The following is a 22,344-nucleotide window of genomic DNA, read 5'->3' as shown; positions in this document are numbered from 1 at the left end:
ACGGCGAAGCCGCCGTCGCCCCGGGCGGGGTGACGGCGGCTTCGGAGCGGGTCAGGCCTTGCGGAGCTGGAAGGCGAGGCCGAGGGCTTCGTCGGCGAAGGTCTCGGAGTCCCAGTCGGCCGTGCCGGCGGCGAAGTCGGTGGCCAGGACCTCCTCGGCGACGAGGGGGCCGTGCTCGGCGATGGCCTCGGCGGTCTCCTCGGTGGTGGCCCGCCAGCGCAGGACGATCCGGTCGGCGACGTCGAGACCGGAGTTCTTGCGGGCCTCCTGGATCTGGCGGATGGCGTCGCGGGCGACGCCGAGCCGCCTGAGCTCCGGGGTGATGGCCAGGTCGAGGGCGACGGTGGCACCGGACTCGTTGGCGACGGCCCAGCCCTCGCGCGGGGTCTCGGTGATGATCACCTCGTCCGGGGAGAGGGTGACCGGCTCGCCGTTCAGCTCGACCGAGGTCTCGCCGTCGGCGCGCAGTTCGGCGGCCAGGCGGGCGGCGTCGGTGGCGGCGACCGCCTTGGCGACGTCCTGCACGCCCTTGCCGAACCGCTTGCCCAGGGCGCGGAAGTTGGCCTTGGCGCTGGTGTCGACGAGCGAGCCGCCGACCTCGGCGAGCGACTCCAGGGTGGAGACGTTGAGCTCCTCGGCGATCTGCGCGCGCAGGTCGGCGGGCAGCTCGTCCCAGCCCTGGGCGGCGATCAGCGCGCGGGACAGCGGCTGACGGGTCTTCACGCCGGACTCGGCGCGGGTGGCCCGGCCGAGCTCCACCAGGCGGCGGACCAGCGCCATGTGCCGGGAGAGGTCGGTGTCGATCAGCGACTCGTCCGCCTGCGGCCAGGTGGCCAGGTGGACCGAGGCCGGGGCGTCCGCGGCGACCGGGACGACCAGGTCCTGCCAGACCTGCTCGGTGATGAACGGGGTCATCGGGGCCATCAGGCGGGTGACCGTCTCCAGCGCCTCGTGCAGGGTGGCGAGCGCGGCCGCGTCGCCCTGCCAGAAGCGGCGGCGGCCGCGGCGGACGTACCAGTTGGACAGGTCGTCGACGAAGCCGGACAGCAGCTTGCCGGCGCGCTGGGTGTCGTACGCCTCGAAGGCGGCGTCGACCTCGCGGACCAGGGTGTTCAGCTCGGAGAGCACCCAGCGGTCCAGCTGCGGGCGGTCGGCCGGGGCCGGATCGGCCGCGGAGGGGGACCAGCCGGCGGTGCGGGCGTACAGGGCCTGGAAGGCGACGGTGTTCCAGTAGGTGAGGAGGGTCTTGCGGACCACCTCCTGGATGGTGCCGTGGCCGACCCGGCGGGCCGACCAGGGCGAGCCGCCGGCGGCCATGAACCAGCGGACGGCGTCGGCGCCGTGCTGGTCCATCAGCGGGATCGGCTGCAGGATGTTGCCCAGGTGCTTGGACATCTTGCGGCCGTCCTCGGCCAGGATGTGGCCCAGGCAGACGACGTTCTCGTAGCTGTTCTTGTCGAACACCAGGGTGCCGACCGCCATCAGCGTGTAGAACCAGCCACGGGTCTGGTCGATCGCCTCGGAGATGAACTGCGCCGGGTAGCGCTTCTCGAACAGCTCCTTGTTCTGGTACGGGTAGCCGTACTGGGCGAAGGGCATCGAGCCCGAGTCGTACCAGGCGTCGATGACCTCGGGGACCCGGGTCGAGGCGCCGCCGCACTCGCGGCAGGCGAAGGTCACGTCGTCGATGTAGGGGCGGTGCGGGTCGAGCTCGCTCTGGTCGGTGCCGGTGAGCTCGGAGAGCTCGGCCAGCGAGCCGACGCAGGTGAGGTGGCCCTCCTCGCAGCGCCAGATCGGCAGCGGGGTGCCCCAGTAGCGGTTACGGCTGAGCGCCCAGTCGATGTTGTTGTTCAGCCAGTCGCCGAAGCGGCCGTGCTTGACGTTCTCCGGGTACCAGTTGGTGGCCTCGTTCTCCCGGATCAGGGCGTCCTTGACCGCGGTGGTGCGGATGTACCAGGACGGCTGCGCGTAGTAGAGCAGCGCGGTGTGGCAGCGCCAGCAGTGCGGGTAGCTGTGCTCGTACGGGAGGTGGCGGAAGAGCAGGCCGCGCTCCTTGAGGTCCGCGACCAGGGCCTCGTCGGCCTTCTTGAAGAACTGGCCGCCGACCAGCGGGACCTCGGGGGCGAAGGTGCCGTCGGCGAGCACCGGGTTGACCACCGGCAGGCCGTACCTGCGGCAGGTCGCGAGGTCGTCCGCGCCGAAGGCGGGCGACTGGTGGACGATGCCGGTGCCGTCCTCGGTGGTGACGTAGTCGGCGTTGAGGACGTAGTGCGCGTTCTCGATCTCGACCAGGTCGAACGGGCGGCGGTAGGCCCAGCGCTCCATCTCGGCGCCGGTGAAGGACTCGCCGGTGGCCTCCCAGCCCTCGCCGAGGGCCTTGGCGAGCAGCGGCTCGGCGACGACCAGCTTCTCCTCGCCGTCGGTGGCCACCACGTAGGTGACCTCCGGGTGGACGGCGGCGGCGGTGTTGGAGACCAGGGTCCACGGGGTGGTGGTCCAGACCAGCAGCGCGGCCCGGCCGGCCAGCGGGCCGCTGGTCAGCGGGAAGCGGACGAAGACCGAGGGGTCGACGACGGTCTCGTAGCCCTGGGCCAGCTCGTGGTCGGACAGGCCGGTGCCGCAGCGCGGGCACCAGGGGGCGACCCGGTGGTCCTGGACCAGCAGGCCCTTGTCGAAGATCTGCTTGAGCGACCACCAGACGGACTGGACGTACGACGGGTCCATCGTCCGGTAGGCCTCGTCGAGGTCGACCCAGTACCCCATGCGGGTGGTCAGCTCGGTGAAGGCGTCGGTGTGGCGGGTCACCGACTCGCGGCACTTGGCGTTGAACTCGGCGATGCCGTACGCCTCGATGTCCTGCTTGCCGGAGAAGCCCAGCTCCTTCTCGACGGCGAGCTCGACCGGGAGGCCGTGGCAGTCCCAGCCGGCCTTGCGGGCGACGTGGTAGCCCTTCATCGTCCGGAAGCGGGGGAAGACGTCCTTGAAGACGCGGGCCTCGATGTGGTGCGCGCCGGGCATGCCGTTGGCGGTCGGCGGGCCCTCGTAGAAGACCCACTCGGGGCGGCCCTCGGACTGCTCCAGGCTGCGCTGGAAGATCTTGTTGTCCTGCCAGAACGACAGGATCCGGTGTTCCAGGGCGGGCAGGTCCACCTGTGCGGGGACGGAGTTGTAGGTGCTCATCGCGGGCGTCATACCTCCGGCGGATGTGAACGGGATCCGACGGAGGGACGAGACGGCGAGCCGCCCCGCGGTACCACCCTCCTTGGCCGCGGTGCTGCTGCGGCCCTCTTGTTTGGGCTTGCTGCCGGGTCTAGTGGGCCGGCCCGCGCGGTGGCGGGCGGCCGTTCTTCCGGCGGCTCCGGGGTGATCTTCCCGCCGTGCACACCCCCGGGCTCGCACCGTCCCCGGGTCGCTGGTGGCTGCGTACGTCGGTACTCGTCCCATCTGCGCCTTGCAGGGCCAGTGTATCGGCCGGGCGAGTCGGTTTGTCCAAATCGTTTTTCCCCGGGATGGACGGCCGGGGCGCTCCGGGGCCGGCGGCGGCGGTGGTTAGGCGGGGGTGATCTGGGCACAAGTCTGGTCAGCGCGCGGGGCGTGGCGGCTGGGGCGGCTGCCTGGGTGGGATCATCATGGGGCGTCGGAATGTCATGTTGTGACCGGTTTTGATCGGGATTATCGTTCCGGCACTGGAGGCCGCCGGGAACCGGCGGCTCGATTCGTTCGTAGATGGGGTCGAAGCCATGGCTGAGAAGGCAACCGGCGCGGGTACCGCCACCAAGCGGGCACGCAAGGCCGTGGCGGCCGATCCAGGGGAGGGGACCGTGACCACTACCGCACGGCAGAAGAGCAGCACCGACACCGTCACCGTGCCGCGCGGCGCCGAGTCGGTGGACCCGGCCACGCTGCCGGTCCGGCCCGGCGAGGACCCGTGGACCACCGACGAGGTCCACGAGCTGCACACCGAGCTCATCAGCGAGCTGGAGCGGCTGCAGAACGAGATCGACGCCGCCGAGGCGGCCATCTCCGGCCTGATGCGTGACTCCAACGACGGAGCCGGTGACGACCAGGTGGACGCCGGTACGAAGAACATCTCGCGGGAGAGCGAGCTCGCGCTCGCCAACAACGCCCGGGACAGCCTCGCCCAGACCGAGCGGGCCCTGACCAGGCTGGAGGGCGTCGGTTTCGGCACCTGCGAGTCCTGCGGGCAGGCCATCGGGAAGGCCCGGATGCAGGCCTTCCCCCGGGCCACGCTCTGCGTGCAGTGCAAGGCCAAGCAGGAACGCCGCTGACGCGGCCGACCGGGGCGGCGCAGGGGGTCGGGCTTGCCGTACGCTCGACCCCGTAACGTCGCCTGATTCCTCGGGACACCTCCGGTTCGGAGGTGTCCGGTACGGCGACCACGGGCCCACCCTCTCCCCCACCTCCAACCGGGGGAGCTCCACCGGCAGCGGAGCGGATCATCAGTACGCAAGGTTCCCCCCAGACGCGGGACGACGCCGTCCCGACCCCCGCCGAAGCCGTGGAGGTGGCCGTGGCCGAGTCCACCGAGCCCGCGGAGCCTGCTGAGCCCGCCGAGGCGACCGCCCCGGCCGCGGCGGAGGCGCCGAAGGGCCGTCGGCGGGTCGGCGTGCTGATGGTCATCGCGCTGCTCGCCTTCCTGATCGACCTCGGCAGCAAGCTGCTGGTCGTGGCCCGGCTGGAGAACCACGCGGCGATCAAGGTGATCGGGGACGTCGTCACCTTCCAGGTCATCCGCAACTCCGGCGCCGCCTTCGGCATGGGGCAGGCGCTGACCGTCGTCTTCACGATGATCGCCTCGGCCGTCATCGTGGTGATCTGGCGGATCGCCCGCCGGCTGTACAGCCTGCCCTGGGCGATCGCGCTCGGGCTGCTGCTCGGCGGGGCCCTGGGCAACCTCACCGACCGGCTGTTCCGCTCGCCGGGCGTCTTCCGCGGGCACGTCGTCGACTTCATCTCCGTCCAGCACTTCGCCGTCTTCAACCTCGCCGACTCGGCGATCGTCTGCGGCGGGATCCTCGTGGTGCTGCTCTCCTTCCGGGGCAGCAACCCGGACGGCACCGTCCACCAGCAGGGCGGCAAGAGCGAGTAGCAGGGGCCCCGGGCGGTCGGGCGGGCGGCGGAGGGCCGCGGTTCCGGCATACTCGTACGGGTGAGTACCGCAGCGCAGATCCGCAGCCTCCCCGTACCCGACGGCCTGGAGGGCGAGCGCCTCGATGCCGCCCTCGCCCGGATGTTCGGCTTCTCCCGGACGAAGGCCGCCGAGTTGGCCGCCGAGGGCAAGGTGACGCTCGACGGCGCCGTGGCCGGAAAGTCGGACCGGGTGACCGCAGGCTCCTGGCTGGAGGTCGAGATCCCGGCCCCCGCCGCCCCCGTGCGGATCATCGCCGAGCCGGTCGAGGGCATGCGGATCATCCACGACGACGAGGACATCGTGCTCGTCGACAAGCCGGTCGGCGTCGCCGCCCACCCCAGCCCCGGCTGGACCGGCACCACCGTCATCGGCGGGCTCGCCGCGGCCGGGTACCGGATCTCCACCTCCGGCGCCGCCGAGCGCCAGGGCGTCGTGCACCGGCTGGACGTCGGCACCTCCGGGCTGATGGTCGTCGCCAAGTCCGAGCGCGCGTACACCGACCTCAAGCGGCAGTTCCACGACCGGATCACCGAGAAGCGCTACCACGCCCTCGTGCAGGGGCACCCGGACCCGCTGAGCGGCACCGTGGACGCCCCGATCGGGCGGCACCCCAGCTCGGACTGGAAGTGGGCCGTGACCAAGGACGGCAAGCCGTCCGTCACCCACTACGACCTGATCGAGGCCTACCGCTCGGCCTCGCTGCTCGACATCAAGCTGGAGACCGGGCGCACCCACCAGATCCGGGTGCACATGTCCGCGCTGCGCCACCCCTGCGTGGGCGACCTGACCTACGGCGCCGACCCGACGCTGGCCAAGCGGCTCGGGCTGACCCGGCAGTGGCTGCACGCCGTGTCGCTCGGCTTCGAGCACCCGGCGGACGGGCAGTGGGTCGAGTTCTCCAGCGAGTACTCGCCCGACCTGCGCAAGGCGCTCGACATCATCTCGTCGGAAAGCTGAGATGACGGCGGCCATCCGGACCGCGGCGGGCGCCGCGGACCTGGCGCTGGTGCGGGACGTGCGGCGCGAGGTGTTCATCGTCGAGCAGAACGTGCCGGAGGAGCTGGAGTACGACGAGTACGACGCGACCTCGGTGCACCTGCTGGCCGTGGCGGCGGACGGGACCGCGCTCGGGACCGGACGGCTGATCTTCGGGGAGCAGGCGCTGAAGCTCACCGGGGGCGTCGAGGGCCGGGTGCTGCTCGGACGCCTCGCGGTGGTGTCGGCGGCCCGGGGGACCGGGCTCGGGGCCCAGCTGGTGCGGGCGATCGAGGCGGCCGGGCTCGACCGCGGGGCCGTCGAGGTGGAGCTGCACGCGCAGGTGCGGGCGCTGGGGTTCTACGAGCGGCTGGGGTACGCGGCCGAGGGCCCGGTGTACGAGGACGCGGGGATACCGCACCGGACGATGACGCGGGTGCTGTAGGGCGCCTCCTGCGGATCCCCGTACCCCTGGTGGGGTGCGGGGATCTTCGTCGTCCCGTGCCGTACCGGGGCGCAACGGGGTGAACGGGGCGGAAGCGGCGGCTTCGGCGGTGGCCTTATCGGACGCCTACCCGGGGGGCGGATACGATCAGCCCCCATGGAGTTCGGTGGGGCTTGGCGCCGGTGGCGCAGCCGGGGTACGACGGTGCGGCGCAGGGTGGTGGCCGGTGCGGTGGCCCTGGTGGTGGTGGCCGGGGTCGGTACGGCGACGGTGGCGTCCGGCGGTGAGCCGGCGGTCCATCAGGAGGACCGTTTCCTCGCCATGCCGGAGACCCCCGGCAGCGACCAGCAGGTCCAGGTGGACACCTCCTTCTTCACCACCGGCAGCACCCCGCGCCCGGCGGTCCTGCTCGCGCACGGCTTCGGCGGCTCCAAGGACGGCGAGCGCGAACGCGCCCAGCAGCTGGCCCGGCAGGGCTACGCGGTGCTGACCTGGTCGGCGCGCGGCTTCGGGCACTCGGGCGGGAAGATCGGCCTCAACGCGCCCGACCGCGAGGTCGAGGACGTCAAGCACCTGGTGGACTGGCTGGCCCAGCGGCCCGAGGTGCAGCTCGACGGGCCCGGCGACCCCCGGGTCGGCATCACCGGCGCCTCGTACGGCGGCGCCGTCTCGCTGCTGGCCTCCGCGTACGACCACCGGATCGACGCGGTGGCCACCCAGATCACCTGGTGGAACCTGGCCGACGCGCTGTTCCCGCAGGGCGTGCAGGGCTCGGGCGCCGTCGACGGGGTGTTCAAGAAGCTCTGGGCCGGGATCTTCTTCACCACCGGCGCGGCCGGCGACCTCGGGCCCTCCGGCGGCGCGCCGCGCGGCGGCGGGGCCGGGCAGGGCGGGTCGGGGCAGGGCGGCGACGCCGCGGGCGAGCCGGTCGGCTGCGGGCGGTTCCTGGAGTCGCTCTGCCAGATGTACGACCGGGTCGCCACCGCCGGGCACGCCGACCCGGAGGCCGTCGCGCTGCTGGACCGCTCCAGCCCGTCCTCGGTGGCCGCGCAGCTCAAGGCGCCCACCCTGGTCGTGCAGGGCCAGCAGGACTCGCTGTTCCCGCTCGACCAGGGCGACCGGATCGCCCGGGCCGTCGCGGCCAACGGCGCGCCCGTCGCGGTGGACTGGTTCGCCGGCGGGCACGACGGCGGCACCGACACCAGCGCCCGGGTCGACGACCGGGTCACCGCCTGGTTCGACCACTACCTGAAGGGGCGGGGCGACGACACCGGCCCCGCGTTCCGCGTCACCCGCACCGGGGGCGTCGACTCCACCGGCTTCCAGGCCGTGCTGCGCGGCGCCTCCGCCGACCGCTACCCGGGCCTGGGCGGAACCGGCTCCCACGGCGTCGAACTGGCCGGCGGCGAGCAGACCATCGCCAACCCGCCCGGCGGCGCCCCGCCCGGGATCTCGACGCTGCCCGGGATCGGCGCGCTCAGCCAGGCGGCCTCGCTGGGCGCCGGGCTGTCGCTCGACTTCCCCGGCCAGCACGCCGCCTTCGACTCCGCGCCGCTGGACCAGCCGCTGCACCTGACCGGGCAGCCCACCGTGCCCGTCCAGGTGCACGCCGACCGGCCGGACGCGGTGCTCTTCGCCAAGCTGTACGACGTGGGCCCGGACGGCAAGTCCGTGCTCCCGCAGCAGCTCGCCGCCCCGCTGCGGGTCACCGGCGCCGACGCGGGCCGCACCGTCACGGTCGCGCTGCCCGCCGTCGACCACACCTTCGCCGCCGGGCACCGGCTGCGGCTCGTCCTGGCCGCCACCGACCTCGCGTACGCCTCGCCCGTCGAGCCCGCCACCTACCGGGTCGCGCCGGCCGGGGCGCTCACCGTGCCGACCGACGACGGACTCGTCACCGAGGCCACGCCGCTGCCCGCGCGCACCTGGCTGCTGCCGCTGGCGGCCGTCGTGGTGGCGCTCGGCCTGGTGCTGTCGCCCCGGCTGCTGCGCCGCCGTCGGCGGGGGGCGGGCGACGGGCCGGCGTACGATCCGGCGCTGGCCGGGGTGCCGTTGCAGATCACCGGCCTGAGCAAGCGCTACAAGGGCGTTCAGGACCGTTACGCGGTGCGGGAGTTGGGCTTCCGGGTGGAGCAGGGGCAGGTGCTCGGCCTGCTCGGGCCCAACGGCGCCGGCAAGACCACCACGCTGCGGATGCTGATGGGCCTGATCCGGCCCGACGCGGGCGAGATCCGGATCTTCGGCCACCTGGTGCGCCCCGGCGCACCGGTGCTCTCCCGGGTCGGCGCCTTCGTCGAGGGCGCGGGCTTCCTGCCGCACCTCACCGGCCGGGCCAACCTGCGGCTGTACTGGCAGGCCACCGGCCGGCCGGAGGAGGACGCCCGCTTCGACGAGGCGCTGGCCATCGCCGGTCTCGGCGAGGCGCTCGACCGCGCGGTGCGGACCTACTCGCAGGGCATGCGGCAGCGGCTCGCCATCGCGCAGGCCATGCTCGGCATGCCGGACCTGCTGATCCTCGACGAGCCGACCAACGGGCTCGACCCGCCGCAGATCCGCGAGATGCGCGAGGTGATGATCCGGTACGCCGCCGCCGGCCGTACCGTCATCGTCTCCAGCCACCTGCTCGCCGAGGTCGAGCAGAGCTGCACGGACCTGGTGGTGATGGACCGCGGGCGGCTGATCACCACCGGAGCCGTCGGCGAGATCGTCGGCGCGGGCGAGCTGCTGTTCCTCGGCGTGCCCGCCGGGTACGAGCCCGGGTCGGTCGTCGAGAAGGTGGGCGGGCTGGCCGGGGTCGGTTCGGCGGAGGCCGTCGAGGGCGGGCTGCTGGTGCGCCTGGACGGGTTGGCGGCGCACGAACTGCTGGCCGAACTGGTGCGCCTCGGCGTGCCGGTGGAGAGCGCCGGGCCGCAGCGGCGGCTGGAGGACGCGTTCCTGTCGTTGATCGGAGGTGCGGCGTGAGCGGTGGCGTGAGCGGTGGGGCGAGCAGTGACGTGAGCGGCGATGTGAGTGGTGATGTGAGCGGCGTCGTGTCGGCGGACCACGCCGAGGGGTACCGGGCGGGCCGGACGCTGCCGCTGCGGGTGGAGGCGATGCGCCAACTGCGGCGCCGCCGCACCCTGGTGATCGGCGCGGTGCTGGCCGCCCTGCCGTTCGTGATGCTGGCCGCGTTCCAGATCGGCGGCACCCCGAGCCGCCCCGACCGGACCACCTTCATCGACCTGGCCACCGCGTCCGGGCCCAACTTCGCCGCCACCATGCTGTTCGTGGGCACCGGCTTCCTGCTGGTCATCCCGGTGGCGCTGTTCTGCGGCGACACGGTCGCCTCCGAGGCGAGCTGGTCCTCGCTGCGCTACCTGCTGGCCGCGCCGGTGCCCCGGGCCCGGCTGCTGGCCCGCAAGTTCGCGGTCGGGCTGGCGTTCTCGGCGGTGGCGGTGGCGATGCTGCCGCTGATCGGGCTGCTGGTCGGCACCGCCGCGTACGGCTGGGGGGACCTCAAGCTGCCCACCGGGGCCAGCCTTTCGGCCGGGGAGGCGCTGCCCCGGCTGGCCGTCGCGGCGGCCTACGTGTTCCTCGCCGAGATCGTGATCGCCGCGCTGGCGTTCTGGCTCTCCACGGCGACGGACGCGCCGCTGGGCGCCGTCGGCGGGGCGGTGTTCGCGTCGATCATCACCGGGGTGCTGGACGCCGTCACGGCGCTGGGGGGCCTGCGGGAGTGGCTGCCCGCGCACTGGCAGTACGCCTGGGCGGACGCCCTGCAGCCGCAGTTGGAGTGGGGCGGCATGGTGCAGGGCGTCTCGCTGTCGCTGTCGTACGCGGCGGTGCTGCTCGCGCTGGCCTTCCGGGGGTTCGCGCGCAAGGACGTGGTGTCGTAGGGCCGTCGTGCTGCGGGCCCGCCGCGTGGGTGCGGCGGGCCCGGGTGACAGTCGTGGGGCCCGGGGCGGGGTCAGGCGATCGGGGCGTTCGCGCGCTCGATCCGCTGGGTGCCGGTGCGGGTGCGGTAGGAGCGGGTCCAGCTGCTGGTCGCGTCCTTGCGGGTGCGGTCGGAGAGGACGTAGTAGTCCATCTGGGTCTGCTCGGGCGTGATGTCCAGGACCCCGTAGCCGTGCGAGTCCAGGTCGACCCACTTGACGTGCGGGTTGGCCGTCCTGATCGCGGTGCCGGCCGCCAGTGAGACGGTCTGCGGGGCGACCTTCAGCAGGTCGTCGACGTTGTCGGAGGTCACCGAGGTGACCACGAACTCGGTGGCGACGCTGCCGGACAGCGGGTAGGTGGCGGCCTCGTTCGGGACGTCGGCGGCCCAGGCGGAGTGGATGTCGCCGGTCAGGAAGACGGTGTTGGTGATGCCGTTCGCCTTGAGGTGGCCGAGCAGTTCGCGGCGGTCGTGGGTGTAGCCGTCCCACTGGTCGGGGTTGACCGCCACGCCCTCGCCGGGCAGGCCGAGCAGCTTGGCCAGCGGGCGCAGCAGGTAGTCGGGCAGCGAGAGGAAGGCGACCGGGGAGATCATCACCTCGTTGCCGATCAGCCGCCAGGTGGTGTCGGAGGCGGACAACCCGGCCTTGAGCCAGTCCAGTTGGGCGCGGCCGGTGAGGGTGCGGTCGGCCGAGTCGACGGCGCCGCTGCCCGTCTTCGCCTGCTGGGAGCGGAACGAGCGCTGGTCCATCAGGTGCAGGTCGGCGAGCTTGCCGTAGCGCAGGCGGCGGTAGGTGGTGCCGGCGATCGAGGGCCGGACCGGCATCCACTCGAAGTAGGCCTGCTTGGCGGCGGCCATCCGGTCGGCCCAGGCGCCCTCGGTGCCCGGGGTGTGGTTCTCGGCGCCGCCGGACCAGGCGTCGTTGGCGAACTCGTGGTCGTCCCAGATCGCGATCGTCGGGAGCTTGGCGTGCAGGGCCTGGAGGTCGTCGTCGGTCTTGTACTGGCCGTGCCTGGTGCGGTAGTCGGCGAGGGTGAGGATCTCGTGGGTGGGGGCGTGCGGGCGCACGACCGTGCCGCGGGCGCAGAACTCGCCGGTCCTGTACTCGTAGATGTAGTCGCCGAGGAAGAGGAAGGCGTCCAGGTCGCCGCGGGCGGCGAGGTGGCGGTAGGCGGAGAAGTAGCCGCCCTCCCAGTTGGCGCAGGAGGCGACGCCGAACCGCAGCCGGGAGAGGGCGGCGTCGGTGGCGGGGGTGGTGCGGGTGCGGCCGGTGGGGGAGACGGCGTTGCCGGTACCGGCGGTGGTGGTGGCGGTGAAGCGGTACCAGTAGGGGGTGTCCGGGGTCAGGCCGCGGACGTCGGCCTTGACGGTGTGGTCGGCGGCGGCGGTGGCGGTCACCGTGCCGCTCGCGACGACGCGGGTGAAGGCCTGGTCGGCGGCCAGCTCCCAGCGGACCTCGGTGTCGGGGCCGAGGCCCGAGCCGGGGAGGGCCTCGGGGCGGGGCGTCACCCTGGTCCAGAGCAGGACGCCGTCGGGGAGGGGGTCGCCGGAGGCTATGCCGTGCAGGAAGCGGGGGGCGGCTTCGGGGCCCTGTGCGGTTTGGGCGGCCTGGGCGGCCTGGGCCGGCTCGGCGGCTTCGGCGGGGGTGGGGAGGGCGATCGGGAGGGCGGCGGTCGCGCCGGCGGCCAGCGCGCCCGCCTTCAGGACCTGGCGGCGGCGCGGGTGGGCGGGGGTCATGTCATGGACAAGATCGTTCACGTCCGGAAGGTTACCCGTTGGTAAAGCGTAGGTAAATCAGGTGAACTGACGACCTGTTGTGAAGCGGGCGCGCGTGGTTGCCCGGGGCCGGCGGGCCGGGGAAGTCGGGTCGCCGGAACATGCGGGATCATGGGGGAGTACCCGCCCTCAGCTGCCGAAGGACCCCGACCGTGGCCCAGATCGTCCTCTTCCACTCCGCCCTCGGGCTGCGCCCCGCCGTCCACGCCGCCGCCGACCGGCTGCGCGCCGCCGGGCACACCGTGCACACCCCGGACCTGTACGACGGGCGGACCTTCGACGACATCGAGGCCGGACTGGCGTACCAGGAGGAGGTCGGCGGCAGCGAGGAACTGCTGCGCCGTGCCGTCACCGCCGCCGCTCCGCTGTCGGACGGCGGCCTGGTCTACGCGGGCTTCTCGCTCGGCGGCTCGCTCGCGCAGAACCTCGCCCTCGCCGACGACAAGGCCCGCGGCCTGCTGCTCCTGCACGGCACCTCCGACCTGCGCGAGGACGCGGCCACCGAGATCCCGGTACAACTGCACGTCGCCGAGCCGGACCCGTTCGAGACCGAGGACTGGCTGAACGCCTGGTACCTGGGGATGCGGCGGGCCGGGGCCGACGTCGAGGTGCACCGCTACCGGGGCGCCGGGCACCTGTTCACCGACACCGAGCTGGCCGACTACGACGCCGAGGCGGCGGAGCGGGCCTGGGCCATCGCGCTGGACTTCCTCGGCGAGCTGGATTCCTGACCGGGAGGCGAGGGGGCGTCGGGGCGGCCGGTCAGCCGGCGAGCCCCGGCACCACCAGGCCGGACTCGTACGCGATCACCACGGCGTGGGTCCGGTTCTGCGCGCCGAGCTTGGTCAGCACGTTCCCGACGTGCGTCTTCACCGTCTCCAGGCTCACCCTGAGCGACTCCGCGATCTCCGGGTTGGACTGGCCCGTGGCCATCGACCGCAGCACCTCCTCCTCCCGCACCGTCAACGCCGCCCGGGGCAGCGCCTCGGCGGAGTCCAGCGGGCGGGCGGAGACCATCCGGCGCAGCGCCGCCGGGAAGAGGATCGCCTCCCCGGCCGCCGCCACCCGCACCGCCTCCGCGATCTGCCGCACCGGAAGCCGCTTCAGCACGAATCCGCTCGCCCCCGCGCTGAGCGCGGCGGTGACGTAGCCGTCGTTCTCGAAGGTGGTGATCACCACGACCTTCGGCGGCGCGGCCGACTCGGCCAGCAGCTGCCGGGTGGCCTCGATCCCGTTGCGGCGCGGCATCCGTACGTCCATCAGGACGACGTCCGGCCGAAGCCGCTGCGCCTGCTCGACCGCGGCGACGCCGTCGGCCGCCTCGCCGACCACCGTGATCCCCGGCTGCACCGAGAGCAGGGTGCGCAGGCCGCTGCGGGTCACCTCGTCGTCGTCCGCGATCAGGAGGGTGACGGGGGCGTTGCCCGGGGCGTTGCTCCGGTCGTCGGGCGCGGCGTCGGTGGGGTCGGGGCCGGTCATGCCGACAACCGTACGGGCAGCTGCACGGCCAGCCGCCAGGCCCGGGGCCCATCCGGCCCGGCCTCGATCTCGCCGTGCAGCAGCCGGACCCGCTCGGTCAGGCCCGGCAGGCCGTGGCCGGACGTCGGGAAGGCGCCCTGGCGCGGGCCCGTCCCGGTCCGGTTGACGACGCTGAGCTCCAGGGTGTCCGGCCCGGCCGCCACCCGGACCTCGATCGGGCCGCCGGCTCCGTGCCGCAGCGCGTTCGTCAGCCCCTCCTGGAGGATCCGGTACGCCGCCCGGGAGAGCGTCCCCTGCACCTGCGCCAGCTCGCCGGACAGCTCCGGCTCCACCACCGCGCCGGCGTGCCGCAGCCGGTCCAGCAGCTCCGGCAGGTCGGCCAAGGTGCGGGCCGGGGCCGCCCCCGACTCCTCCTCGCGCAGCGCGCCCAGTACGTAGTCCAGGTCCTCCAGGGCGGCCCGGGTCGACTCCTCGATGCTGCGCATGGCGGCCCGAGCCGCCACCGGGTCGGCGGAGAGCACCTCGCCCGCCACCGCCGCCTGGATCGTGGCCGCCGTCAGGGTGTGCCCGATCGAGTCGTGCAACTCGTGGGCCAGCCGGTTGCGTTCGGCCAGCTGTCGTTCCCGGTGCGCCGCCATCGCCAGCCGCTCGGCCGCCGACGGCCCCAGCAGCTTCGGCGCCAGAGCGCGCAGGGCGCTCGCCACCGCCGCGCACACCACCGGCGCCAGCAGCAGGCAGGCCGCCGCCACCACCCAGCTCCAGACGCCCGTCACCTGCACCGACCGGCCGGGCCAGCTCAGCCGGGCGTCACCGGAGACCCAGCCGCCCGGTAGGGCCACGGCCGCGCCGAGCAGGACGAGGCTGACCAGGCCCCCCACCCAGCCCAGGGCCACGTGCAGCAGCAGCCAGAGCGGGGTGCGCCAGCGGTCGGTGCCGGGGAGGTCCGCCGGCAGGGTGCCGGGCGCCGGATCCGGCAGCGGCACCCTGAGCAGTCGGCGGGCACCGCTGGTCAGCACCCGCCGGGTGGTGCGGGCCAGCCCGACCACGGCGAGCAGCGCCGCCCAGACCAGCAGGGTGAGCACCGCCTGCGCGAGGTAGGGGGCGGACGGCCAGGCCATCGCCGGCAGCATCGCGAACGGCAGCAGCGGCAGGCTCGCCAGTGCGCCGAGGAAGGCGAACAGCACACCCGAGTACGTGGAGCCGCGCAGCAGCGGCCGGATTCCCCTGATCATGATCACCAGTATCGCGGCGCAGCTCATGGGGGGCCTCCCCCGATCGGGGGAGCGTTCGGTCGGGCCGTCCGGCTCCGGCGGGAGAGCTACGGCGAGGCGGCCCCGGCGGCATCGGCGCGGCCCCGGGTGAGCAGGCGGGTCGTGCTGCCGTCGTCCTCCGCGATGTCGCGGACGTGCCGGAAGCCGATCCTGCCCAGCAGCGCCAGCGAAGCGAGGTTGGCGTCGGCGACCGTCGCGTGCACCTCGGTCAGCCCCAGGGCGGTGAAGCCGTAGTCGACGATCGCGGCCGCCAGTTCGGTGCCCAGGCCGCGGCCCCACGCCTCCGGGGCCAGCGCGTAGACGATCTCGAAGCCCTCGACCACGGTGGTGGGCTTGATCTCGGCGTGCCCGACGAGGCGGCCGCCCTGCCGGACGGCCCAGACGTCGAACCGGTTCGAGGCGTAGACCTGGGTGAAGACGCGGCCGAACAGGGCCCGGTCCTCGGCCTCGGACTGCGGGCCGTCGCCCATCCAGCGGGACACCTGCCGGTTCTGGAACAGCGCCACGAAGTCCTCTTCGTCCGCGAGGACGTACGGGTCGAGCAGCAGGCGCCGGGTACGCAGGGTCGGGGTCACGCCGGGCGACGGTACGGGGGCCGCCGCCCGCCCGGCAAGCGGTTTTCGCGAGGCCGGAGCACCGGTGGCGATCGCGGTCGAACGGGTGTCGGGGCGGCGTCGTGGGGATCACATCGCGGGCTACCTCGCGGACGGGCCCTGGGACTACGCGTACACCGGGCCGGTGGACCACCCGATCCGGGGCCGCGTCGACCAGGGCGGCCTGGCGAGCCGGGTGGAGCTGGCCGAGCTGCCCGAGGTGGTGAAGTTCCTGGTCGTCGAGGCGTCGGACATGGCAGCACTCGCCGAGGCCGGCCGGGGGCTCGGGCTGATGGTGAACCACCACCTCGACGAGGCGATCATCGACTTCGCGCCCGGTTCGACGACGAAGTGGGAGGCGCTGACGTCGATGGGCATCGGCGCGTACGCGGCCTTCGGCAACGACATCAACGACTTCGACCTGCTGCGCAACGCCGAGCGGGCGGTGCGGGTCGGCGCGCACCCCGGGCTGGACGGCGTCGCCCACGTCAGCGTCGCGGCCGAGCCGGAGGCGGTGGCGGCCGAGATCGCGCTGCTGGCGCGGGCAGCGGAGGAGCGGTAGAGCGCCAGGACCTGGCCACCGCAGGTGCCTGATCCGGGCATCGAGGTCGCCGCAGCGCAGGAAGTCGGACAGGCCGACTTCCTGCGCTGCTTTCATGTGACGCAGGTCACGCCGAACGCAGAACCTGCGCGCGGTCGCGGGCGTCTGGCTGGTGTGAGATCACGCAGGAGAGCACTGGACGAGCTGGACGAGGAACGCCTCGTCCGGCTGATCGCCAGAAGTGACCGCGCGGCGTTCGACGAGCTGTACCGGCGCACGTCGCCGTGGCTGGCGGTGCGGCTGCGCCGCCGCTGCGCGGACGAGCAGATCGTCGCCGAGGTCATGCAGGAGACCTACCTGGCGGTGTGGCGCGCGGCCGGCGCGTTCGCCGGGAGCGCCGTCGGCGGGACGGCCGTCGGGTGGCTGTGGACGATCGCGGCGCGCCGCCTCGTCGACGCCTTCCGCCGCCGCGCCCACCACGCCGAACCGCCGGCCGCCGCCGCCGAGCGGGCCGTGGTGCCCGCGGCGGAGGAGGAGGCGCTCGCCGGGACCGTCGGCGGCGACGTGGGCGACGCCCTGCGGCGGCTGGCGCCGGAACTCCGAGACGTACTGCAGGCGACGGTGCTCGACGGGCTCTCCGTCCGGGAGACCGCCGTCCTGCTCAGACTGCCCGAAGGCACGGTCAAGACCCGTGCCCGCCGGGCCCGGATCGCGATGCGGGAGGCGCTGGCATGAACGCGGAACACGCGTCGAGGCGGCTGATCGACGACTACGCGCGTGGTGACACGGCGATGGCCGCGGACACGGTGTGGGCGCTGGAAGCCCACCTGGAGACGTGCGCGCCGTGCCGGAGCCTGCTGGCGGCCTCCGTGGCCACCGAGGCGCCCGGCGTCGCCGCGCTCGTCGACACCGTCCGGGCCGGTCTGGACGCGCAGTTGGACGCGGCCGTCGGGGCACCCCGGCGGCGGCACCGCCCGACCTGGGTGTCGGCCTGGCTGACCCCGGCCATGACCCCGTGGATGGCGATGACCGCCGTCGTCACCCTGATGGCGCTGCTGCTGGACGTGGCCGCGCCGGCGAAGGTCTTCGGCGGCTCCTCGATGGTGGCGCTGATCGCGCCGGTGCTGCCGCTGTGCGGTGTCGCCGCATCGTGGTCGCGCGGACTGGACCCGGCGCACGAACTGACCGCCTCGACCGCCCGGGCCGGCCTGGCCCTGCTGCTCAGGCGCACCACCGCGGTCCTCGTGGTGGTCGTGCCCGGGCTCCTGCTGGGGGGATGGCTGACCGGGAACATGACGGCCGGGCAGTGGCTGCTGCCCTCCCTGGCCTTCACCTCCACCGCCCTGGCGCTGGGCAGCGTGATCGGCGTGACCCGCGCCGCCGTGGGGCTGGCGTCCGTGTGGGGCGCTGCCGTCGTGGTACCCGCCTTCGTCACCGGCCGCATCCCCGCCGTCCTCGAACTCGCCTTCCACCGCGACCAGTTGCCCGTGTGGGGGCTGCTCCTCACGCTCGGCGTCTGCGCCGTGATCACTCGCAGGGACGCGTACTCAACGCTGTGAAACCCATGTCCACCCTGGAAAGGGACCATCGCATGACCTATACGGCGAGCGCGGCCGACACCGCGCCGAAGACCTACGCCTGGGAGATCCGGGCCAGCGGCCTGAGGGTACGCGTCGGACGGAGCAAGATGGCCGTCGACGGGCTCGACCTCTCCCTGGGCATCGGTGCCCACGGGCTCCTCGGGCCCAACGGGGCGGGCAAGACCACCCTGATCCGGACGCTGGCCACCGTGCTGCGCCCCACCGAGGGCGAGCTGGAGATGCTCGGCACCCCCCTGGGGGGCAGGGTGGGCGACCACCGGGCCCTGCGCCGCCAGATCGGCTACCTGCCGCAGGACTTCGGCTACTACAAGCGCTTCACGGTGCGCGAGTTCGTCGAGTACATGGCCTGGTTGAAGGAGGTGCCGAAGGCGGACATCCCCGGGGCCGTCCAGCGGGCCGTGGAACGGGTGGGCCTGGCGGACCGCGCCGACCACCGGATGAAGACCCTGTCCGGCGGCATGGTGCGGCGGGCCGGCATCGCCCAGGCCATCGTCAACTCCCCCGCGGTGCTGCTGCTGGACGAGCCGACGGCCGGCCTGGACCCGGCGCAGCGGCTGCGCTTCCGCGAGCTGCTGCAGGACCTGGGCCGCGACACCTGCGTGGTCGTCTCCACCCACCTGGTCGAGGACGTCGCGGCCGCCTGCTCCGACGTGGTGCTCTTCGCCGACGGCCGCCTCGTCTTCCAGGGCACGCCGGACGAGCTCGGTGCGGCGGGCACCGCCGACCACCCGGGCGACAGCCCCCTGGAGCGCGGCTACTCGGCGCTGCTCCGCAACTCCGGCCAGCAGGGGAGCGCCTGGTGAACGGACGTGTGCTGCGGACGGAGCTGAGGCGCTCCGCCGCCCCGTGGGCCGGCATCGTCGTCCTGGCCGGCAGCCTGGCGGTCTTCTTCCCGTTCGACGCGTTCTGGTGGCACGGCACCGCGGCGTGGACGGCCCAGTGGACCACCATGGCCATGTGGACCCGGTCCCTGCTGGCCTTCTGGTGGCCGTTCGTGATCGGCATCGGGGCGGTGTACGGGCTGCGCGAATCCCGCTCGCGGATGACCGAGCTGCTGACGACCACGTCGCTGCCGGCCTGGCGCCGTGCGGCGCTGCCGGCCGGTGCGATCGGGCTCGCGGCGGCGGTGGGCTTCGGTCTGCTGGTGCTGGTGGGCGGAGCCCAGGTGGCGGCCGGTCCGACCACCTACGCGTCCCTCGGCTGGCTGCCGATCTCGCTGGTGGCGGCACTGGCCCTGGTCGCGGGCGCCGTGTTCGGCATGGGCGTCGCGCGGGCGCTGCCCTCCACCCTCACCCCGCCGGCCCTGGTGGTGATCGTCTTCGTGGGGACGGGCCTGTTCCTGCGCATGAACAATGAGGGGTTGGTGCCGACGGGCGGGGTGTCGAACCGGTTCACCCAGCTGTCCCCGGCGACCGTGGAGCCGCGGCAGATGCTGCTGACCCTGTCCGGCTCCGTCCACCTCGGCCAGACGCTCTGGCTGCTCGGCCTGCTCGCCACCGGCTTCGCGCTGCTGGCGGCCGCGACCCGCCGGGCCCGGTTGCTCGCGGTGACTCCCGTCCTGGCCGGTCTGGGCCTGGCCCTGCTGGTCCTCCCGGCCGCCGCGCGCGACACCTACGTCGTCGACAAGGCCGCCGCGGCACTGGTGTGCGACGGGCCGGTGTGCGTGACAGAGGCGAGCCGTTCACGCCTGGCCGAGCTCGCGCAGCGCAGCAAGGAGGCGATGCCCGTGCTGCGCGACGCCCTGGGCGACAAGGCGCCGGCCTCGGTGCGGGAGGACAGCGCGCTGCACGAGCTCGCCGAGGCGCGCGAACTCTCCGCGGACGTGCTGCTGGTCGACTTCGGCGACCGGATGCTCGCCGACGCGAAGGGCGAGAAGCTGACCCGCGCGCTGATCGCCAGGGGCCTGGCGCCGAGCTGCTACCCGGACAACGACAAGGAGGGCGGGGGGAGCCACGACATCCCTGCCCAGAGCATCGCCGTGAGCTGGGCCCTCCACGACACCCAGCTCCAGCCGCTGCAGGAGAAGGGCTCCAACTCGTACGCGCTGGAGACCTGGGCGGAGGCCGATCTCGCGTGGCAGAAGCTGATGGCGCTGCCGCCGGCCGAGCAGCGCGCGCGGATCGTCGAGCTGCACGCCGCCGCTCTCTCCTGCCAGGCGTACAAGCAGGTCACGAAGCTGGCCGGGGGCGTGGCGCGATGAGGTGGCTGATGCTGTACGCGCGTTCACGGCAGGTGTCCACGTCGGCCGCCGCGGTCGCGATCACCGCGCTGGTGGTGTGGGTCTTCAACCGGGGCGGCAGCACGGGTGTGATGGAGGAGGACGCGGTCAACCCGATCGTGTACTTCGTGCTCGCCACGAGCGTGGCGGCCGGCTCCGTCGGGCTCGGCGGGCAGGACTCCGCACTGGACAGGACGGCCGCGATCCGGTGGGTGCCCCGCCGGGCGGCGCACGCGCTGCTGATCGGCGTGGTCGCGGGAGCGGCGATGCTGGCGGTCCAGGCGCTGGGGCCGAGGTTCGCCCCCACCGAGGTCGTCGTGCGGGACGCCGCAGGCCTGGCCGGCCTGGCCGCGTTCGGGGCGGTGGTGTGCGGGGCGCAGCTCGCCTGGACCCTGCCGACCGCGTGGCTCGCGTTCGCCGTCCTCTCCCCGCCGCTGCCGCCCAACACCGTGGGGAAGGCGTTCGGTTGGATGTCCTACCCCGCTGGCACGGAGGCGTCGACCTGGACCGCGGTGGCCCTGCTGGTGATCGGCGCCGGGGCCTACGCCCTGGCGGGGCCGCGCAGGTAACGGGCCCGCCCCGCGCCCCGCTTCCCCACTGTGAGCAGGGGGGAGCGGGGCGTTCTGCTGCGGGCCGTCAGTCGCGGCTGCCCAGGGTGTCGTGCGAGACCTGCCAGAGCAGGGCGGCCGCCTCGGGGTCGAGGGCGTGCGCGGAGACGCCGTTGCGGGCGCTGAGTTCGCCGCGGACGGCTTCGTTGCAGTCCTCGAAGTAGCGGCCGCTGACGCCCGCCAGCAGCGGTGAGGCCGCGAGCAGGACGGAGGTCGCCGCGCCCTGCTCGGTGGTCTTCCACAGCAGCTCGGCGCCGTTGGCGGCCTGGGCGCGCAGCCGGTCGAGCTCCTCCTCGGAGACGTGGCGCTGGAGGGCGGTGCGGATGCCGCCGGGCATCAGGGCGTTGACGGTGATGCCGTCCGCGGCCCAGCGCTTGGCGGCCTCGACCGCGAACAGGACGTTGGCGGTCTTGGACTGGCCGTAGGCGGACCAGGGCTCGTAGGCGCGCTCGCGGAAGTGGATGTCCTCGAAGACGACGGGGGAGCGGTGGTGCGCGCTGGAGCTGACGGCCACGACGCGGGCGCCGCCGTCCCGGGCCAGGGCCGCGTGCAGGCCGGTGGCCAGCGCGAAGTGCCCGAGGTGGTTGGTGGCGAACTGGAGCTCCCAGCCCTCCGGCGTGCGGAGCTCGGGCGAGGCCATCACGCCGGCGTTGTTGACCAGGATGTGCAGGGGCCCGTCCCAGGCGGTGACGAACGCGGCGACGGAGGCCTGGTCGGCGAGGTCCAGCGGCGCGACCCGGATGTCCTTGTTGCCGGTGGTCGCGGTGATGTCCTCGGCGGTGCGGGCGCCGGCGTCGAGGTCGCGGACCGCGAGGGTGACCTGCGCGCCGGCCGAGGCGAGGGCGCGTGCGGTCTCGACGCCGATGCCGGAGGCACCGCCGGTGACGACGGCGCGGCGGCCGGTCAGGTCGACGCCGGAGATGACCTCGGCGGCGGTGGACTCGGCGCCGAAGGGGGTGGTGAGGCGCGGGGTGTTGGCGTTCATGATCTTCCCGTCTGGCTGGGTGACCGGAGCTGGGGGTGCGCGGGAGGGGGCGGCCGGTAGAGTGGAAACCGGAGGGCCCTCCGCATGTCTCCAGGCTAAGCGGAGCATCCTCCGTTTGCAACCCGAGGAGGACCAGCCGTGACCACCGCCGACCCCCGGCCGCTGCGCGCCGACGCGCGCCGCAACCGCGACCGACTGATCGAAGTGGCCGCGCGGGCCTTCGCCCAGGACGGACCGGACGCGACGCTCGGGGCGATCGCCAAGGAGGCCGGCGTGGGCATCGGCACCCTCTACCGGCACTTCGCCACCCGCGAGGAACTCGTCGAGGCGGTCTACCGCAGCGAACTCGCCAAGCTGTGCGACTCCGCCGCGGAACTGCTGGACGGCACGGAACCCGCCGCCGCGCTGCGCGCCTGGATGGACGGCTTCGTCCGCTACATGACCACCAAGCGCGGGATGTCCGACGCGCTGCGCGCGCTCATGGCCTCCGGCGGGAACCCCTTCTCGCACAGCCGCGCGATGCTGACCGCCGCGATCACGCAACTCCTGCGGGCCGGGGCCGAGTCGGGCGCGCTGCGCGCCGACGTCGAACCGGAGGACGTGCTGTTCAGCCTCAGCGGCCTGTCCATGGCCGCGACCACCCCCGAGCACCACGCCCGGATGGAACGCCTCCTCGACCTCCTGATGGACGGCCTGCGCTACCACGCCGCCTCCGGGCGGGGCGTCGGCTGAGAAGAACGGACGAAGGGCGCCAACCGTACGCGGCTGGCGCCCTTCGTCCTTCGTC

Annotated in this window: 20 protein-coding genes; 14 read left to right on the top strand and 6 right to left on the bottom strand. The window is 73.7% G+C overall.

All coding sequences use genetic code 11. From position 1 onward, the window contains the following. Window positions 1-51: 51 nt before the first annotated feature. On the bottom strand, window positions 52-3,180 hold the full coding sequence (gene ileS, locus ACFVTF_RS09990; protein ID WP_387811515.1) for an isoleucine--tRNA ligase: 3,129 nt from the start codon (window positions 3,178-3,180) through the stop codon (window positions 52-54). A 641-nt stretch (window positions 3,181-3,821) separates the two neighbouring features. Between ileS and ACFVTF_RS09985 the strand changes: the two genes are divergently transcribed. The 6 genes from ACFVTF_RS09985 to ACFVTF_RS09960 all read left to right on the top strand — a co-directional run bounded on the left by ACFVTF_RS09985 (window position 3,822) and on the right by ACFVTF_RS09960 (window position 10,447). Then, on the top strand, window positions 3,822-4,289 hold the full coding sequence (locus ACFVTF_RS09985; RefSeq protein WP_244293330.1) for a TraR/DksA family transcriptional regulator: 468 nt from the start codon (window positions 3,822-3,824) through the stop codon (window positions 4,287-4,289). Window positions 4,290-4,531: 242 nt separating this feature from the next. Then, complete coding sequence (gene lspA / locus ACFVTF_RS09980) at window positions 4,532-5,110, top strand: signal peptidase II (protein ID WP_387811511.1); 579 nt, start codon at window positions 4,532-4,534, stop codon at window positions 5,108-5,110. Between the two features lie 60 nt (window positions 5,111-5,170). Beyond that, complete coding sequence (locus ACFVTF_RS09975) at window positions 5,171-6,109, top strand: RluA family pseudouridine synthase (protein WP_371516652.1); 939 nt, start codon at window positions 5,171-5,173, stop codon at window positions 6,107-6,109. 1 nt (window position 6,110) lies between these two features. After that, complete coding sequence (locus ACFVTF_RS09970) at window positions 6,111-6,572, top strand: GNAT family N-acetyltransferase (protein ID WP_363618884.1); 462 nt, start codon at window positions 6,111-6,113, stop codon at window positions 6,570-6,572. A gap of 156 nt (window positions 6,573-6,728) precedes the next feature. Beyond that, window positions 6,729-9,533: an alpha/beta fold hydrolase gene (locus tag ACFVTF_RS09965; protein ID WP_387811506.1), complete on the top strand. Its 2,805-nt coding sequence runs from the start codon at window positions 6,729-6,731 to the stop codon at window positions 9,531-9,533. Window positions 9,534-9,577: 44 nt separating this feature from the next. Continuing rightward, window positions 9,578-10,447, top strand: coding sequence for an ABC transporter permease (locus tag ACFVTF_RS09960; protein WP_387811503.1), 870 nt, complete (start codon window positions 9,578-9,580; stop codon window positions 10,445-10,447). Between the two features lie 71 nt (window positions 10,448-10,518). Here the strand turns inward: ACFVTF_RS09960 and ACFVTF_RS09955 are convergent, their stop codons facing one another. Next, window positions 10,519-12,222 carry an alkaline phosphatase D family protein gene (locus ACFVTF_RS09955; RefSeq protein WP_387811698.1) on the bottom strand — a complete coding sequence of 568 codons (1,704 nt, stop codon included), beginning with the start codon at window positions 12,220-12,222 and terminating at the stop codon, window positions 10,519-10,521. A 140-nt stretch (window positions 12,223-12,362) separates the two neighbouring features. Between ACFVTF_RS09955 and ACFVTF_RS09950 the strand changes: the two genes are divergently transcribed. After that, window positions 12,363-12,992, top strand: a complete 630-nt coding sequence (locus ACFVTF_RS09950) for a dienelactone hydrolase family protein (protein ID WP_363618886.1) — start codon at window positions 12,363-12,365, stop codon at window positions 12,990-12,992. 31 nt (window positions 12,993-13,023) lie between these two features. Here the strand turns inward: ACFVTF_RS09950 and ACFVTF_RS09945 are convergent, their stop codons facing one another. From ACFVTF_RS09945 to ACFVTF_RS09935, 3 genes are all read right to left on the bottom strand, one after another. Then, window positions 13,024-13,740: a response regulator gene (locus tag ACFVTF_RS09945; protein WP_387811500.1), complete on the bottom strand. Its 717-nt coding sequence runs from the start codon at window positions 13,738-13,740 to the stop codon at window positions 13,024-13,026. Continuing rightward, complete coding sequence (locus tag ACFVTF_RS09940) at window positions 13,737-14,972, bottom strand: sensor histidine kinase (protein WP_387811497.1); 1,236 nt, start codon at window positions 14,970-14,972, stop codon at window positions 13,737-13,739. Before ACFVTF_RS09940 ends, ACFVTF_RS09945 begins: the two co-directional genes overlap by 4 nt. A gap of 86 nt (window positions 14,973-15,058) precedes the next feature. Further along, window positions 15,059-15,586, bottom strand: coding sequence for a GNAT family N-acetyltransferase (locus ACFVTF_RS09935; RefSeq protein ID WP_387811494.1), 528 nt, complete (start codon window positions 15,584-15,586; stop codon window positions 15,059-15,061). 64 nt (window positions 15,587-15,650) lie between these two features. Between ACFVTF_RS09935 and ACFVTF_RS09930 the strand changes: the two genes are divergently transcribed. The 6 genes from ACFVTF_RS09930 to ACFVTF_RS09905 all read left to right on the top strand — a co-directional run bounded on the left by ACFVTF_RS09930 (window position 15,651) and on the right by ACFVTF_RS09905 (window position 20,533). Beyond that, complete coding sequence (locus ACFVTF_RS09930) at window positions 15,651-16,166, top strand: hypothetical protein (protein WP_387811491.1); 516 nt, start codon at window positions 15,651-15,653, stop codon at window positions 16,164-16,166. A 153-nt stretch (window positions 16,167-16,319) separates the two neighbouring features. After that, window positions 16,320-16,880 carry an RNA polymerase sigma factor gene (locus tag ACFVTF_RS09925; RefSeq protein WP_350884320.1) on the top strand — a complete coding sequence of 187 codons (561 nt, stop codon included), beginning with the start codon at window positions 16,320-16,322 and terminating at the stop codon, window positions 16,878-16,880. After that, window positions 16,877-17,704: an anti-sigma factor gene (locus tag ACFVTF_RS09920; protein ID WP_387811486.1), complete on the top strand. Its 828-nt coding sequence runs from the start codon at window positions 16,877-16,879 to the stop codon at window positions 17,702-17,704. Before ACFVTF_RS09925 ends, ACFVTF_RS09920 begins: the two co-directional genes overlap by 4 nt. A 32-nt stretch (window positions 17,705-17,736) precedes the next feature. Then, a complete protein-coding gene (locus ACFVTF_RS09915) occupies window positions 17,737-18,549 on the top strand; it encodes an ABC transporter ATP-binding protein (protein ID WP_387811483.1) in 813 nt (270 codons plus the stop codon). Continuing rightward, window positions 18,546-19,946 carry a hypothetical protein gene (locus tag ACFVTF_RS09910; protein WP_387811480.1) on the top strand — a complete coding sequence of 467 codons (1,401 nt, stop codon included), beginning with the start codon at window positions 18,546-18,548 and terminating at the stop codon, window positions 19,944-19,946. The genes ACFVTF_RS09915 and ACFVTF_RS09910 overlap by 4 nt, the downstream gene beginning before the upstream one ends. Then, window positions 19,943-20,533 (top strand): hypothetical protein, encoded by a 591-nt coding sequence (locus tag ACFVTF_RS09905; RefSeq protein ID WP_387811477.1) that lies wholly within the window; start codon window positions 19,943-19,945, stop codon window positions 20,531-20,533. Before ACFVTF_RS09910 ends, ACFVTF_RS09905 begins: the two co-directional genes overlap by 4 nt. Before the next feature lie 67 nt (window positions 20,534-20,600). Here ACFVTF_RS09905 and ACFVTF_RS09900 read toward each other — a convergent pair whose 3' ends face one another. Next, complete coding sequence (locus ACFVTF_RS09900) at window positions 20,601-21,557, bottom strand: SDR family NAD(P)-dependent oxidoreductase (RefSeq protein WP_387811474.1); 957 nt, start codon at window positions 21,555-21,557, stop codon at window positions 20,601-20,603. 138 nt (window positions 21,558-21,695) lie between these two features. Between ACFVTF_RS09900 and ACFVTF_RS09895 the strand changes: the two genes are divergently transcribed. Further along, window positions 21,696-22,289 (top strand): TetR/AcrR family transcriptional regulator, encoded by a 594-nt coding sequence (locus tag ACFVTF_RS09895; RefSeq protein WP_387811471.1) that lies wholly within the window; start codon window positions 21,696-21,698, stop codon window positions 22,287-22,289. Window positions 22,290-22,344: the final 55 nt, after the last annotated feature.

Origin of the sequence: Kitasatospora sp. NPDC057940, assembly GCF_042887425.1 — a bacterium.
In the GTDB taxonomy this organism is placed as follows: Bacteria; Actinomycetota; Actinomycetes; order Streptomycetales; family Streptomycetaceae; genus Kitasatospora.
This window is presented reverse-complemented; position numbering and strand designations above follow the sequence as displayed.